9 protein-coding genes are annotated in these 15,947 nt (G+C 43.1%); 4 read left to right on the plus strand and 5 right to left on the minus strand.

The window, feature by feature from the left end; all coding sequences use genetic code 11:
* The first annotated feature begins 683 nt into the window (after positions 1 to 683).
* Both QWZ17_RS28670 and QWZ17_RS28675 read left to right on the plus strand, forming a co-directional pair.
* Positions 684 to 3,188: a glycoside hydrolase family 9 protein gene (locus tag QWZ17_RS28670; protein WP_290308796.1), complete on the plus strand. Its 2,505-nt coding sequence runs from the start codon at positions 684 to 686 to the stop codon at positions 3,186 to 3,188.
* A 107-nt stretch (positions 3,189 to 3,295) separates the two neighbouring features.
* Positions 3,296 to 4,810: an AGE family epimerase/isomerase gene (locus QWZ17_RS28675; RefSeq protein ID WP_290308797.1), complete on the plus strand. Its 1,515-nt coding sequence runs from the start codon at positions 3,296 to 3,298 to the stop codon at positions 4,808 to 4,810.
* Positions 4,811 to 5,167: 357 nt separating this feature from the next.
* Here the strand turns inward: QWZ17_RS28675 and QWZ17_RS28680 are convergent, their stop codons facing one another.
* The 3 genes from QWZ17_RS28680 to QWZ17_RS28690 all read right to left on the minus strand — a co-directional run bounded on the left by QWZ17_RS28680 (position 5,168) and on the right by QWZ17_RS28690 (position 11,007).
* Positions 5,168 to 8,383, minus strand: coding sequence for an error-prone DNA polymerase (locus tag QWZ17_RS28680; RefSeq protein ID WP_290308798.1), 3,216 nt, complete (start codon positions 8,381 to 8,383; stop codon positions 5,168 to 5,170).
* Between the two features lie 375 nt (positions 8,384 to 8,758).
* Positions 8,759 to 10,261: a Y-family DNA polymerase gene (locus tag QWZ17_RS28685; protein ID WP_290308799.1), complete on the minus strand. Its 1,503-nt coding sequence runs from the start codon at positions 10,259 to 10,261 to the stop codon at positions 8,759 to 8,761.
* A gap of 11 nt (positions 10,262 to 10,272) precedes the next feature.
* On the minus strand, positions 10,273 to 11,007 hold the full coding sequence (locus tag QWZ17_RS28690) for an ImuA family protein (RefSeq protein WP_290308800.1): 735 nt from the start codon (positions 11,005 to 11,007) through the stop codon (positions 10,273 to 10,275).
* A gap of 89 nt (positions 11,008 to 11,096) precedes the next feature.
* Between QWZ17_RS28690 and QWZ17_RS28695 the strand changes: the two genes are divergently transcribed.
* The gene (locus tag QWZ17_RS28695; protein ID WP_290308801.1) at positions 11,097 to 11,369 is read left to right on the plus strand and encodes a hypothetical protein; all 273 of its coding nucleotides are present in this window, start codon (positions 11,097 to 11,099) and stop codon (positions 11,367 to 11,369) included.
* A 167-nt stretch (positions 11,370 to 11,536) separates the two neighbouring features.
* On the opposite strand, the gene QWZ17_RS28700 is transcribed toward QWZ17_RS28695, so the two are convergent.
* Together QWZ17_RS28700 and QWZ17_RS28705 are read right to left on the minus strand one after the other, a co-directional pair.
* Positions 11,537 to 12,763 carry a pyridoxal phosphate-dependent aminotransferase gene (locus QWZ17_RS28700; protein ID WP_290308802.1) on the minus strand — a complete coding sequence of 409 codons (1,227 nt, stop codon included), beginning with the start codon at positions 12,761 to 12,763 and terminating at the stop codon, positions 11,537 to 11,539.
* A 135-nt stretch (positions 12,764 to 12,898) separates the two neighbouring features.
* Complete coding sequence (locus tag QWZ17_RS28705; protein ID WP_290308803.1) at positions 12,899 to 13,297, minus strand: DUF1573 domain-containing protein; 399 nt, start codon at positions 13,295 to 13,297, stop codon at positions 12,899 to 12,901.
* A gap of 136 nt (positions 13,298 to 13,433) precedes the next feature.
* Here QWZ17_RS28705 and QWZ17_RS28710 point away from each other — a divergent pair, with 136 nt between their 5' ends.
* Positions 13,434 to 15,866 carry an alpha-ketoacid dehydrogenase subunit alpha/beta gene (locus QWZ17_RS28710; RefSeq protein ID WP_290308804.1) on the plus strand — a complete coding sequence of 811 codons (2,433 nt, stop codon included), beginning with the start codon at positions 13,434 to 13,436 and terminating at the stop codon, positions 15,864 to 15,866.
* Positions 15,867 to 15,947: the final 81 nt, after the last annotated feature.

Raw genomic sequence — 15,947 nt, forward strand, 5'->3', positions numbered from 1 at the left:
ACTGCGGTAAAACGTGGGAGAGTAGGTCGGTGCCAAATCTTATCGCAAAAGCCTTCATCTATCGATGAGGGCTTTTCGCGTTTGTATACCTATTCCTTCATCCCCTTGACTGGGTCAATAGTTCATTGGGCAACGTGGGGACATAGCTGGAAACCCTGCCTTGCTAACTGCAAACTGAATGCTGCAAACTACTCAACTCTTCATCTCCCGCAATATAACTACTTAATCATCTTTTTCCTGCCCAAATTCTGGGTTTAATACGCCTAAAATAAAGAAAGGGGGGATAATAAATCATGAACAACATCTTTTCCTTGCCTTGTAGAATAATTGTTAGACGTCTGCCCCGTATAAGCGATTCTCAGGGTGTCAAACTGACTATTTTATTGCTTTTTTTCAGCCTTAAATATGGAGAGGTTTTTTTGTATACTCTTCAAAATCTCCATCTTTTTGAAGTAAATGTGCGATAAATTGTCACAAAAGGAAGTGACGCCCCTTGTAGTGGGTAGTTCAATTTGCAAAACTACATATCCAAAAACTTCACTTTAACAGATCAGTATTGTTACACAATTAGCCAAAATGTATAACAAAATGGTAATATCTCATTATTTCTGCATTGCTATTACTTATATTTTTAGCCATTTAAAGAAGCGATCAATTACGCTGCCAGTTATAAACACTACCTGATGAAACTTAAATTCACTCTTATTCTATTGATAGGGTATTGCCTGTCAAATAGATTGGCCTATGCTCAAGTGTCCGGAAAACAAGATGGGATGGTGCTAAACACACAGGAATATCTTGAATATTATGGCGTAAATGTAATGTTGGCCCATGATTTTTATCCCGAAGGTCATCAGGGTGGTGTAGGTATTATTCAAAACGGGCAACGTGTTGCCACGAACGGTGATATCCGGCTGGAACCTACTCCGGGTCAGTGGTCGCCTATACCTAAAGTTGGCAAACGGATTGTTGATCGTTCAAAAGCTCAGGTCAGCGTAAGAATGGAGTATCCCAATCCCGAAATTGACCGTAAAGGCTTTAATCCGGTCATATATCCAGATCTTAAATTTGCCTATTCTATCAGGGTTCAACCTCAAGGTAAAGCATTTAAAATTATAGTCGACCTGGATAAACCATTGCCCGATGAATGGATAGGGAGAGTTGGTTTTAACATTGAGCTTTACCCGGGCATCCTATTCGGAAAGTCTTATTATATGGATAATAAGTTTGGCACTTTTATGCAGCAGTCAAGTGAACAAACCTATAAAGATAAAGATGGCGAAACCCAGGTAGTTCCTATCGCAAGCGGTAAAAGACTAACAATATCGCCAGAGTCGGACCTTCAGCGAATGACTATTGAAAATCTATCCTCAGGCGATCTTCAGCTATTAGATGGCCGGGCGAAGCACAATAATGGCTGGTTTGTGGTACGATCGTTAATAGCAAAAGGCGCTACGAAGAATGCTATCGAATGGTTGGTTACTCCCCACGCCGTTGAAGGCTGGCAATCATCGCCGGTAGTACAGGTATCGCAGGTAGGGTATCATCCGCTACAGCAAAAAATAGCGGTAATTGAATTAGATAAAAAGGATAAGAGAAGATTACCGGCGCTTCTGCAGCGCATTGACGAAAAAGGTGGTTTTGTTACCGAGCTCAAAACAATACCTACCGATTGGGGCGACTTTTTAAGATATCATTATTTGCAATTTGATTTTACTAAGATTACCCAGCCCGGTATGTATGTGGTACGCTATGGTAATTATCAAACAGAACCTTTTCAAATTAGCAGCGATGTATTTACCAAAGATGTTTGGCAACCTACGTTAGCTTACTTTTTGCCGGTACAAATGTGCCACATGCGCGTAAATGAAAAATATAGGGTATGGCATGGCCTGTGCCATATGGATGATGCGCGGATGGCGCCGACAGATTCAAACCATTTTGATGGATATATACAAGGGCATAGTACACTCAACAAATATCAACCCGGCGATAATGTGCCTTTGCTTAACCGTGGCGCATGGCATGACGCCGGTGATTTTGATCTCCGGGTAGAATCGCAGGCCGAAACTGTACATGGATTAACACTGGCCTACGAAGCGTTTGACGTAAAATATGATAATACCACAATAGATCAGGTTAATCATGTGGTAGAAATACAACAGCCTGATGGAAAGCCTGATATATTGCAGCAGATTGAACACGGGTTGTTGTCCATCACCGGGGGATACCAAGCCATGGGGCGTTTTTATAGAGGGATTATTGAACCTACAAAAAGGCAATATACCATATTGGGCGACGCGGCAAATATTACAGATAATACGCCTTTCATAACCAATAAAATAAATACAAATAGGGTATTAAACGTGCCGGCTCCCGCCGATGATAGGTGGGTATTTACCGAAGATAACCCGAGACGTTCTTTAGAAACAGCAGCTTCCCTGGCGGCAGCGAGCAGGGTAATGAAAGGTTATAACGATACGCTGGCCACGCAATGCCTGCAAATTGCAGAAGAAATCTGGAAAACCACGCCCGATCAAACTTTATCTCACCGTGTGGCTTTAGCTGTGGAATTGTTGATTACCACTAAAGGTAATACTTATGCGCAATACCTGGTAAATAATACCGGAGCTATTACCCGTGATATTGAAAGCACAGGTTGGTTAGTAAGCCGTACAATGGGGTTGATAAATGATAAGCCTTATCAACTGGCAATTACAGAAGCTGTTAAAAAGCTGTATACCAAGATAGAACAGCAGGGAGCTAAAACTCCTTATGGCGTACCTTATGAACCCAGTATTTGGGGAGCAGGATGGGGAATTCAAAACTTTGGCTACAGGCAATATTTTTTGTGCGACAATTTTCCTGCCATTTTTAAAGATACTTATATGCTGCACGCTATCGATTTTATTTTAGGCTGTCACCCGGGTTCAAATACCGCTTCGTTCGTTTCGGGTGTTGGCGCAAAGTCCATGACAACGGCCTATGGTTTTAACAGGGCGGATAGGTCATACATTCCCGGCGGCGTTACATCTGGTACGGCGCTCATTCGTCCCGATTTTCCTGAACTTTTAAACTGGCCCTATTTATGGCAGCAGGGCGAATATGTATTAGGCGGCGGTACGTCCGATTACCTTTTCCTGATATTGGCGGCAGATCATATCTTAAATAAAAAACACACTTTATAGATATGAAATATAGGTATATAATAGGTGTTTTAATACTTGTATTCGGTTTAAGCACGATTTTGTTCGCACAAGATAAACAGCAAGATAAATTAAAAATAGAAGTTGAAATGCGGAAATCTATGGTGAATCAATTGCTTAAGCCTTGGTACCCGCTATCTGTTGATCATGAATATGGTGGTTTTTTAAGCTCATTTTCTTATGATTTTAAACCGGTAGGTAACCAGGATAAAATGATTGTTACGCAAGCCAGACACATTTGGAGCAATAGTAAGGCAGCCGAAATGTTTCCTGGTGTAGATTATTATTTAAAAGATGCCCGCCATGGTTTTGAGTTTTTGAAAAATACAATGTGGGATAAACAGTATGGAGGCTTTTACACCTTTACAGACAGGCAGGGAAATGTGAAGGCCGGCAGCTTTGCACCTAAAGAGGCCTATGGTAATTCGTTTGCGATATACGGGCTTGCAACTTATTATGAGGCGTCTGGCGATACAAGTGCCTTAAACCTGGCAAAGCAATGTTTCTGGTGGTTGGAGAAGCACAGTCATGATAACGTTTATAAGGGCTATTTTCAACATATGCAACGCGATGGTACTCCAATTATGAGGGATGCTACTGTAAGTTCGACCGCCGAACTTGGTTACAAAGACCAAAATTCTTCCATTCATTTGCTGGAGTCGCTCACAGAATTATACAGCGTATGGCCAAATCCTTTGGTAAAAGAACGTTTAAATGAATTATTTTTATTGGTTAGGGATACTATTACTAATGAAAAAGGCAACCTTATACTTTTTTTTAAACCCGATTGGACGCCGGTATCTTATAAAGATTCAACAGAGGCAATTATCAAAAGACATCATGGGCTCGATCATGTTTCATTTGGGCATAATGTAGAAACCGCGTACCTGCTGTTGGAAGCTTCCGCGGTGCTTGGTATTGAAAATGATGCTACTACACTCCAGATTGGCAAAAAAATGGTAGACGATGCATTGGAAAATGGATGGGATAATAAGATTGGTGGTTTTTACGATGAGGGGTATTACTTTAAAGATAAACCGGGCATAACTATTATTGCCGATACCAAAAACTGGTGGGCACAGGCCGAAGGCCTAAACGCGCTACTCATGATGGCAGATCAATATCCGGATGATAGCCACAAATATTTTGATAAGTTTAAAATGTTGTGGCAGTATACCCAAACCTATTTAATTGATAGTGTACATGGCGACTGGTACCAGGGCGGGATAGATAAGCAACCTGGATATAAAATGGCTTTAAAAGGCCAAATATGGAAGGGGACGTACCATAATTTAAGGGCGCTAATGAACTGCATCGGACGTTTAAATCTTGATAAAACCGCACCATCTGTACCGCGGAATGTTAAAGTTGAAAAGACCGGCAAATCATCAAAATTGAGCTGGAAGGCATCAATAGATAACAAAAAAGTACTTGGCTATAACGTTTACAGCGATGGTAAAAAGGTTGGATTTACGCCACTTTGTTATTTTTTTATGGATGATACCCAGGCATTGAAAAATAATAGAATAACTGTTGGAGCTGTGGATTTTTCAGGCAACCTTTCAAAACAAAGTAAAACGGCATCCTTTACATTAACAAAATAAGTAAGGATAGTGGCATATCTTCGTTAATAGAAAAAGCTACCCGGTTAGGATAGCTTTTTGTTTAAATGATTTATTGATATGGATAGTAGTTGTTAAAACAACATCCATTGGTTATATATTACAAGGTATAGTTGCTTAATCGTCCATTCCTTCCCAGGTTCCGGTTTGGATACCTGTTGATATGATTGTTGTAAATATGGTAGTGTTCATGTTGTTGCTTTGTTAACTTTATTGATAAATCAGTTTGTTTAAAACTGCTTGGGATTTCATCGTCCTTAATATTGAAGACGATTGAGGATTGAAAACATTTTAAACTTTTTTCATTTTTTTTAATCGGGCAAAAATTGGTACTCAATCTTATTTGAAATTTCGCCCTTTGTGAAAGACCTCTTTAAGTTTACTTTCCTGTACCTGGCCTTTGTTTGATCCGTTGGGATAAGGTTTGCTCGTTTCGTCGCCACGGGACAAGGTCATAACCGGTTGATCGTCGTTGCCAACAGGGGTAAGGCCATGTAGCAATTTAGAGAGGTTAAAACACCGCCTGATGATCACGTGAATTACCTGTCCTTCAATTTGTAGCTTCCCTTCAACCATCAACAGGCGCGATTGGATAATCTCTTTGCGGTACTGGTCAAATATTTTTTCCCAGGCCACCAGGTTGCTAAAGCCGGTTTCGTCTTCAATAGTGATAAATAAGATGCCCTTAGCGGTACCAGGTCGTTGCCTTACGGTTACCAGGCCTGCTACTTTTACAAGGTCGCCATCTTTAAGATTGGTTAAGTTGGCTGTAGTAGTTACCCCCAGCATATTTAGTTGTTGCCTTACAAAACTTACCGGGTGCGCTTTGAGTGAAAGACCGGTTGCGGCATAATCCTGTATCACATGCTCTGCCGGAGTCATAAGCGGTAAATTCACCTGTGTTTCCATCGCGCTTTCTGATGGCTGGCCGGCAAATAGGCCAATAGGTTTATCATTAAGCGCAGGTACTTCCCATAAAGCTTCACGACGATTAAGGTTCATGGAACGAAAAGCGTCGGCATCGGTAAGTTTTTCAATGGCGGCCTGCGGTATGCCGGCATTGCTTAATTCACTGATGCTCTGGTAACCCTTACCACGCCTTGCAATTAAAGCCTGCATATCATCTTCATTTAATCCCTTTACCTGCCTAAAACCCAGGCGTACAGCGCAGTACTTGCCTACTTTTTCTTCTAAAGTGTTATGCCAAAAAGAATTATTTACATCCACGGGGCGTACTATAACACCATGCCTTTCTGCATCAATAACAATTTGCGCAGGCTGATAAAAACCCATGGGCTGGCTATTGAGCAATGCGGCCGCGAAAACATCGGGGTAATGGCATTTAAGCCAGGATGATATGTATACCAAATGCGCAAATGATGTTGCATGGCTTTCGGGGAAACCATAACTTCCAAAACCTTCTAATTGCTTAAAAATGCGGGCGGCAAAAGCTTCGGTGTACTTTCCATCTTTAGTCATTCCATGAATCAGCTTATCCCTGAAATTGCTTACCAAACCTTTGGCTTTAAAAGTAGCCATGCTGCGGCGTAACTGATCGGCCTCGGCATGTGTAAATCCCGCGGCCACAATAGCTATTTCCATAGCCTGCTCCTGAAATAAGGGAACACCTTTAGTTCGGCCAAGTATCTCCCTTAATTCCTCATGTGGATATTCTTCCTTTTCAATACCATCACGTCTGCGCAAATAGGGATGAACCATATCTCCCTGTATAGGCCCTGGCCTAACAATGGCCACTTCAATCACCAGATCATAAAACTCTCTTGGCTTTAAACGGGGCAGCATTGACATTTGGGCCCGGCTTTCTATCTGAAAAACGCCCAGGGTATCAGCATTACAGATCATATCATACACCACCGGATCTTCTGCGGGTACGGTGGCCAGCGTTAAAGGGTAATTGTGATGCTGTTCCATCAAATCAAATGCTTTGCGGATACAGGTAAGCATGCCTAATGCCAGTACATCTACTTTTAAAATGCCCAAAGCTTCTAAATCATCTTTATTCCATTCCAGTTGGGTGCGGTCTTCCATGCGGGCGTTCATTACCGGGCACAGGTCTGATAGTTTGCATTGCGTAATTACAAAACCACCAGTATGCTGGCCCAGCTGCCTGGGGAAACCAATCATCTGATCTGTTAACACCAACGTTTTATGCAGGTGCGGATCATCCGGGTTAAGGCCCTGGCCTATAATGCGTTCACGATCAAAAGCTTCATCGGTATAATCCCATATAACACCGGCAAGTCGTTTAATGGTGTCTTCCGATAGCCCCATGGCTTTACCTACGTCCCTGATAGCGCCTTTATGCCTTTCCTGGGTTACGGTGGCTACAATCGCCGCGTGTTCGCGCCCGTAAGTTTCATATATCCACTGGATAATTTCTTCCCGGCGCTCATGCTCAAAATCAACATCCACATCGGGCCATTCATCCCGGGCATCTGACATAAAGCGCGAAAACAGTAACCTGGATTGGGTAGGATCAACCGGAGTAATACCCAAACAAAAACAAACCGTGCAATTAGCCGCCGAACCACGCCCCTGGTGTAAAATGCCCAATTCCTCGGCTTTTTGGGTGTATTCGTAAATTCGTAAAAAATAAGGCGCAAGCTTTCTTTTCTTAAAAAAGTTAAGCTCAAATTGTATTTGTGCTCTTTGTTCTTCAGGTATTTCGCCAAATCTTTTTTTAGCGCCATCCCAGGTGTGTTGCGCCAGGTGCTCATCGGCGGTGCGCCCATCTGGGCTTATCCATTCGGGTTCAAGGTATTTGAGGGTATCTAAACAAAAATGGCAGGCATCGGCAATTTCCTGCGTGCGTTCAAGTACGCCGGCATATGGGCTAAATAAGCGCTCTAATTCATCTATTGGTTTTAGGTATCTTTCGGCATTGGCATGCAGGCGAAAACCGGCATTGTAAATGGTGCATTTTTCCCTCACACAGGTTTGTATATCCTGTAATTCCCGCCGGGCAGCCTCATGGTAATACACATCATTGGTGGCTACCATTGGCACATTTAGTTGCTGCAGCCTGTAAAACCTTTTGGTGTCGTCGCCGGCGTATGATCGGCTTGCGGCCAGGTAAAGGTTTGTACCCAACACGGTTTTATATTCTGTTACAGCGTTTTTAAAGTCGTCATCAAAATCAAAACGACTATTTAGTGCAGGCGGCGGAATAAGGATAAACTTAATATCCTGCCGGTGTTCAAATACATCGTGCTTGTATAATTCGCATTTGCCTTTTTCGGTACGGAGGTTTCCTTTAGATAGCAGGGCGCATAAGCGCCCCCACGCGGTTATATCTGTAGGATAAGCCAACAGGCTGGGGCCATCCAACAGATCAAGCCGGCAGGCCGGGATTATCTTTATGTTTTTGCCGCGGGCGGCTATATGCGCGCGTACTACCCCGGCAACACTGTTGCAATCAGTAATGGCTATTTTAGTATATCCTAATTCTTCAGCGCGCAATACCAGCTCCTCGGGATGCGACCCGCCCCGCATAAAGGTAAAATTGCTGGTAACCTGTAATTCCGCGTAGTACATAAATAATAACCTGCTTAAATTTCCTTCAAATTTTTATACCCTTATTGAGCACCTATACACCTGTTATTAAGTATCCATTAGGTATATACTTGTGACATATTGTGTTTCCCCAGGCATTTTCATGAACGCTGGCAACGACTCACCCGGTCTACGCTTCGCTGGACCACCCTCTCTCCGGCAAGCCGCAAAGAGGGTTGAGGAAAAAATAAGACCGAATCTTCCCACCCCCTCTATGCGACGCAGTCGGAGAGAGGGGAAGACGGGCGTAGCCTCGTCGGGGTGAGTCGTCTGCGCTGACCTATACATTGTTTTATTCTATAATGGTATTTATATAAATTCTTGATTTTTTAAATATTATCACTGTTCATTTAAGCGCTAAGCAAAATAACCATGTAAATACCAGGCCGATTCCGCATCGGTATAATGGCCCGACCGGAATAGCCAGTAACGCCGTCCTTCATTATCTTCAACCATATAATAATCCCGGTGCAGTCCATTATCAACCCACCATTCCCGTTCTATCCGTTCCGGGCCATCCGCTTTTTTTATATGGTGAACCATGCCTTTGTAGATAAATAACATTGGCGGGTAGTCGGGCAGCCTAAAAGTAACTTTAATCTTTTCGGGGCGGTTAAGTATTAATGACGGGCGTGGTCTGCCGGTGCGCCAGGTAGTTGCGGGTTTATCTTTTATGGATAATGCCGGTTTAATAGATTGCTCGGGCCAGTAACGCTCCTGGGGCAGATACCGCCGAATATTGCCTGCGCCAAGTTTATTAGCAAGTTTATCTAACAACTCGGTAAGGCCGGCATCTTCAAGACTGCAACCCTCAGGCGACCATAGTACTTCTTGCTCTGGTTCAACTTCTTCTACTTTTGGCGCTTCCATAGTAAAAAGTTCGATGCCTAAGCCGGGGGCAATGGTGGCTATTTTTAATTCAAACAGTTTAAAAAGATGCCCGGTATGATGTGTGGCTTTGTTGGTTCCAATATCTGCCTGTATAACCCGGCCATCTACCCGGTAGCATTTTAAAACAGCCGTACGGATGCCCATGCCCTCGCTTTGTAAACGTGCGCAAAGGTTTGCCAGTAAAGTTTTAATGGCAATTTCAATAGCGGTGGCCGTACGGATAGGCTCCAGGCAGGGAAGCCGTTCTGTATAGGGTTCAATGGGGCACAAAAGCTCAAGTGGCTCAAATTCATTGCCTAATGCCTGGTCAATACGCGTTAATAACTCCTGCCCAAAGCGCCTCCGTAATACAGACCGGGGCATATCTATAAAGTTTTTTATAGTGTAGAAGCCCAGTTTTTGCAGTCGCTCTAAAATAATAGCATCTAAACGTAAAGCGGCAGGAGGAAGGGAGAGCAACGCGTTTGCCTGCATGCCGGGGGCAATAATTGGTTTTATTTTGCCAAAGCGTGCTATGGCCCAGGCTGTTCCGGCGGTATCGGCCATGGCACCGCGTACATCATAACCTTTACTTCTTAAGCGGGTAACAATTTCTTTAAGGTAAGCATGCTCGCCACCCCATAAATGCACGCAGCCCGATACATCAAGTATAAGGCCATCGGGCATATCGGCAGCCACAAGCGGCGAGTAGCGTATGCACCATTCGCCAAGCGCTTTAATCAGCTTTGTTGCCTGGCCGGGAGTTTCTTCAATAATCTTTAATCCCGGCACAATAGCCTTCGCATCTGCCGCGGGCATACCCATTGTTACGCCTTGTATTTCAACCAGTAAATTGGTGGCGGTTACTACTACACGGTTGTGCACTGGGGTAGTCAGAATAAAAGGTAAGTCCTTTAATTCCGGCTGCCGTAGTGTTAACCAATCGGTAAGTAAATGCCTAAACCATAAAGAAACAAAGCGCTTATTCATCTTATATCACATTAGCCTGCCATCCGGTTATTATCCAATAAAGTTTCTGTTTGTTGTTCATCTACAGCTACAAAACCATCATCAAGCCATTGTAATTGCCAGCTGCCCGGGTTGCCATTACGTACCCGTAACAAATCCACTTGCCAGCACGGAAATCCAACTCCGGGCAATTCATCCTCAACCTGGCTTGGCAGGGGCGATACCTGCCAGCGGGCCACGCAGGTAGTAGTACCCAGCTTACGCGGGTCATTGCGCAGTAAAAAGCCGGTAACCTTGCTGCTTTCAACAGCCAACTGTAAACGGCGCGATTGCGCGAAGCTGATTTCTCTTATCTCGGCTATTACTGCCGCTACACCTTCGCATTTTAAGCCTTCTTCCATGGCCCATAGGGCGTCTTTTTCCTGTTGTACATCTATAAATATAACCTGGTGGGGCTGTACATTAAAGCCAATTAATGCCGGCGGAAAAAGCTTTCTTGAGGTGCTTATCCAAAGACATACACTGCCATGTTGCATTAAGCTGGCCAAAATACCAGCCAGCAGCCCCGCGGTTGCTGCCGATTGCTCTGGCGCCGGGCAAAGCATTTCATGGATGGTGCCGGTTGGAAAAACCCCATTAGGAAAAGCGTTTTCTAAGGGGCCAAGGCCGATACCTTTAGCCTTGCCCGCCGCCGGCGCGCTAAAGCCCTGCCATAGCAAAATATCCTTTTGCAGCCGGCTTATAATATCATTCTTGCTTGGGGACATGATCACTGATTTTTGAAGTGTAAAGTTATGCTAATATTTTTAGCATTTTATGTAAAAACTTACAAAATAATTTACACCTTTGTTTTATCATGATTAACAATACCTATCTGATCAAAGAAGCAAAGGCCTGGATTAAACGCAGAAACGGGCCTGATGAAGTAGTGCGGGTAATTCCCGATTTAAAGACTAATGAAGCTGTATTGAGTTATGAGCTGTACATCGCTTATGAAAATGATCCCGATTACCTTGGGCGCATTTTATTTGATGCAAAAGGTTACTGGATTTACGATGGAGAAGTGCTAACCATTGCCGAGCAGGAGCAACTGGCCCGGTTTATTATCAATTATGTTGAAACGTATTGAGTAAATTGAAGCTAAAAGCAGAATGCACAAAGCGTAAAGCTAATGTTTTGTTTATCAGTGTGGTATTTATATGATTTGTGGAATTAATTATTAGATTCTACGTAAATAATCCACAAAAAAAGCCTTCAATATAATTTGAAGGCTTATATAATATAAATTGGAAGTTTTTATTTGCCAATTGCAAGATGCTCACTGCTAACTGTGCGGCCGGGATAAACTTTTAAGGCTTCATCCAAGCAAACCATGGCGGCTTTCAAATCGTCATTGTTAAGTACGTAAGCCATGCGTACCTCATTATAACCTGCACCTGGTGTGCTGTAAAAACCGGTTGCAGGGGCCATCATCACGGTTTGGTTGTTATGGGTAAAGCTTTCCAGCATCCACTGGCAAAACTTATCGGCATTATCAATAGGTAGTTGTGCTACCACATAAAAGGCACCACCCGGGTTAGGGCAATAAACGCCGTCGATATTATTTAAAGCGTTTACCAATGTATCCCTGCGACTGGTGTATTCTTTATTTACAGCTTCAAAATATTTATCCGGTGTATCAACAGCGGCCTCTCCCGCAATTTGTTCAACCATGCCTGCGCTTAAACGGGCCTGGGCAAACTTCAACGCGGCCGAGATCAATTGCTTATTTTTGGTGATCATGCAGCCTAAGCGGGCACCGCAGGCGCTGTAACGTTTACTTACAGTATCCATCACTACTACATTATCATCCAATCCATCCAGGTGCATTGGTGAAATAAAGCTGCGGCCATCATAGCAAAACTCACGATAAGCTTCGTCCGAGAAAATGTACAGGTCGTATTTTAAAGCCAGTACCTTTAACGCGTCTAATTCTTCCTGCGAGTACAGGTAACCTGTTGGGTTATTGGGATTACAAATAATGATAGCCTTGGTTTTATCAGTGATCAGCTTTTCAAATTCACTGATAGGGGGCAAGGCAAACCCGTTATCTATGTACGATAATATAGGTTTTACCACAATATCGCTCTGGCTGGCAAAGCCGTTATAATTGGCATAAAACGGTTCGGGAATAATTACCTCATCGCCGGCATCAAGGGTGGCCATCATGGCTATGTTGATCGCTTCTGAACCGCCTGTAGTTACAATAATATTATCCGGAGTAATATTATAGCCCAGTTTGTTATAGTATTCTGTAAGCTTTTTACGATAGCTTAAAGTACCCTCGGATGGGGTGTAGGCCCAAACTTTAAAATCAATATTTTTAATGGCATTCAGCATGCCTTCGGGCGTTTCAATATCCGGCTGACCGATGTTTAAATGGTAAACTTTTTTGCCATCAAGCTTAGCCTTATCAGCATAAGGCGTTAATTTACGAATAGGAGATGCGGGCATGCGCTGCCCTTTTTGAGATATTTTTGGCATATGCAAAATTAGTAAAAAGATACTATTGATGTGTGCCATATGCCTGTAAACAAAAAAAGACCCGATGAGGGTCTTCCTTTATTTATTTTGTTCACTTTTTTTTCAAAAGTGAATTTTGGCTAATTACAGCTTTTTTTACTTGCTTGATGCGGGTTTAGCTATAACCTCGCCAATAATATTCAAATATTTTTCGGGCGTTACAGCGTTTGATTTAACAACAATAGTTTTGTTAAAAGCCGATGCAACAGCCGCGTTATAGGTAATTTTTATGGTGCCTTTATCGCCGCTTTTTACCGGTGTTTTGGTATAATCGGCAATGGTACAGCCGCATGTTGGCCTTACTTCTGTTAATATAAGTGGCTCTTTACCAATGTTTGTAAATTCAAAAACGGTGGTAACGGGGGTACCTTGTGGTACTTTACCAAAGTCGTGTTTTTCCTCGTTAAATTTAAACTCAGCCTTTTGGTTATCTTGTGCCGATGCAGTAAAGGCAAAGCCTAATATAACTGCGCAAATCATTAGTATCTTTTTCATATGCTATATTTGATTAACACAAATATAAAAGGTTTAATGTAATATCAAAACTATTGTCAAAACTCCATGTTTTAATTGTTACTATTCCAATAACAAAATAGAATTTTATACTTTTACCGTCTAAACAGAATTATATATGCCTGAAACTACAATGCGTGCTACCAGCAAATTTGATACGGCTGAGCTAAGTTTTGATGATTTCAAAAAGATTGTGATTGATGATTACCGTATTGGCTATGAAAGCAGGCAGGCCAGTATTATAGGTAGAAAAGAAGTGTTAACGGGCAAGGCCAAATTTGGCATTTTTGGCGACGGTAAAGAAGTTGCCCAACTGGCTATGGCTAAGGCTTTTCGCGCGGGTGATTGGCGTGCCGGTTACTACCGCGATCAAACCTTTATGTTTGCTACAGGCATGAGCAACCTGAAGGAATTTTTCGCGCAGTTATATGCCAACCCCGATGTGGAAAAAGACCCTTCATCGGCTGGCCGGCAAATGAATTGTCACTATGCTACACGCTTTGTTAATGCCGATGGCAGCTGGGTAAACCAGGCCGAAACGATGAACTGTTCGTCAGATATTTCGACCACGGGTGGTCATATGCCGCGCTTATTGGGCCTGGCTTACGCGTCAAAACTATACCGTCAGAATAAAGAATTAGAATATCTTAAACAATTTTCTGTTAATGGAAATGAGGTTGCCTTTGGTAGCATTGGCAATGGTGCCACATCCGAAGGTTTATTTTTTGAAGTATTTAACGCTGCCGGGGTATTACAGGTGCCAATGGCTATTTCTATATGGGACGATGCTTATGCCATCTCGGTACCGGCTAAGTTGCAAACTACCAAAGAGGATATCTCTGAAATACTGAAAGGCTTTCAGCGCGAAAACGGTTCAAACGGCTTTGAGATTTTTAAAGTTAAAGGCTGGGATTATATCGCTTTATGCGAAACTTACGCAAAAGCTATAGCGGTATGCCGTGAAGAGCATGTGCCTGTACTGATCCACGTTATTGAAATGACGCAGCCACAGGGGCATTCAACCTCCGGTTCGCACGAGCGTTACAAATCAAAAGATCGTTTAACCTGGGAGGATGAGCACGATTGCTTGCTTAAAATGCGCCAGTGGATGATATCATCGGCTATTGCTACCGAAGAGGAACTCACCGAGTTAGAAAATGAGGCCAGGAAATATGTACGTGATTGCCAGCGCGAAGCCGCTGCCGAACTGGTAACTATAGTAAATGCCGAATTGGAAGAAACGGCCACCATGATTGAGCAGTTTGCCGAAACCGTTTCTGTAAAAGATAAACTTATTGAAATAGCGACAGAACTGCGCAAAAGCTATGATGCAGGGCGTAAAGAAATTGTATCTGCAGTGAGGAAAACATTGTGGGCAACGGTAAAAGAGGATTCGACAGAAAGGCAAATGCTTGCCAACCTGCTTAAGGTTGAAAAGGACAAAGCCAACGTAAGGTATAACTCAAAATTATTTTCGGATACGCCACAATCACCTCTTTATGTGCCTGTTGTGCCGGTTAGTTATAGTGATGACGCACGTTCTATCAATGGTAGTGAAGTGCTAAACGCTTGCTTTGATGCCAATTTTGCCCGTGATAAAACCATTGTTGCCTTTGGCGAAGATTTGGGTGCCATAGGCGATGTAAACCAGGGATTTGCCGGCTTACAAGCCAAATATGGCGACATCAGGATTACCGACAGTGGCATCAGGGAAAGCGCCATTATAGGGCAGGGTATGGGCCTTGCAATGCGTGGGTTAAGACCTATAGCCGAGATCCAGTACCTTGATTACCTCATTTATGCCATGACCGTGATCAGCGATGACATTGGCAGTTTAAGCTACCGTACATTTGGCGGTCAAAAAGCACCTGTAATTATCCGTACCCGCGGACATAGGTTAGAAGGCATCTGGCACTCAGGATCACCATTGGGTATGATATTAGGATCGATGCGTGGCTTTCACATTTGCGTACCCCGCAACATGACCCAGGCCGCCGGTTTATATAATACCCTGCTGCGCGGCGATGAACCGGCATTGGTTATTGAAAGCCTTAACGGCTATCGCCTTAAAGAAAAGTTGCCTTCAAACGTAGGGGAGTTTACCATACCATTAGGCAAAGCCGAGATCATGACCGAAGGCTCTGATATTACAGTGGTATCCTATGGTTCAACCTTGCGTATTGTTCTTGAGGCTGCCGAAGAACTTAAAAATATGGGTATCAACGTAGAGGTTATTGACCCTCAAACTTTATATCCTTTTGATAAAGAACATGTTTGCAGTACTTCATTAAAGAAAACTAATAAGTTATTGGTAATTGATGAAGACGTACCAGGCGGTGCATCTGCCTACATTATTCAGCAAATTTTAGAGGAGCAAAAAGGCTACTATTCATTAGACGCCCAGCCACGTACGCTAACCGCAAAAGAGCACCGCCCACCTTACGGATCGGACGGGGATTACTTTAGCAAACCATCTTTTGATGATGTTGTTGAAGCGGTTTACGCTATTATGAGTGAAGCTAATCCTGCTAAGTTTCCTGCAATTTATTAGTATCAAGTAGTAAGTATCAAGTAGTAAGACAGCTACACTGGGCTGAGAAAAAATCTTACTACTTGATACTTCTTTTGAGTT

Source organism: Mucilaginibacter flavus (assembly GCF_030409315.1).
In the GTDB taxonomy this organism is placed as follows: domain Bacteria; phylum Bacteroidota; class Bacteroidia; order Sphingobacteriales; family Sphingobacteriaceae; genus Mucilaginibacter; species Mucilaginibacter flavus.

Excerpts from the sequence above, each read along its gene's own strand:
- QWZ17_RS28690 (WP_290308800.1), bottom strand. The coding sequence starts at position 11,007 with ATGTCCCCAAGCAAGAATGATATTATAAGCCGGCTGCAAAAGGATATT.
- QWZ17_RS28695 (WP_290308801.1), top strand. The coding sequence starts at position 11,097 with ATGATTAACAATACCTATCTGATCAAAGAAGCAAAGGCCTGGATTAAA.
- QWZ17_RS28675 (WP_290308797.1), top strand. The coding sequence starts at position 3,296 with ATGCGGAAATCTATGGTGAATCAATTGCTTAAGCCTTGGTACCCGCTA.
- QWZ17_RS28680 (WP_290308798.1), bottom strand. The coding sequence starts at position 8,383 with ATGTACTACGCGGAATTACAGGTTACCAGCAATTTTACCTTTATGCGG.
- QWZ17_RS28700 (WP_290308802.1), bottom strand. The coding sequence starts at position 12,763 with ATGCCAAAAATATCTCAAAAAGGGCAGCGCATGCCCGCATCTCCTATT.
- QWZ17_RS28685 (WP_290308799.1), bottom strand. The coding sequence starts at position 10,261 with ATGAATAAGCGCTTTGTTTCTTTATGGTTTAGGCATTTACTTACCGAT.
- QWZ17_RS28705 (WP_290308803.1), bottom strand. The coding sequence starts at position 13,297 with ATGAAAAAGATACTAATGATTTGCGCAGTTATATTAGGCTTTGCCTTT.
- QWZ17_RS28710 (WP_290308804.1), top strand. The coding sequence starts at position 13,434 with ATGCCTGAAACTACAATGCGTGCTACCAGCAAATTTGATACGGCTGAG.
- QWZ17_RS28670 (WP_290308796.1), top strand. The coding sequence starts at position 684 with ATGAAACTTAAATTCACTCTTATTCTATTGATAGGGTATTGCCTGTCA.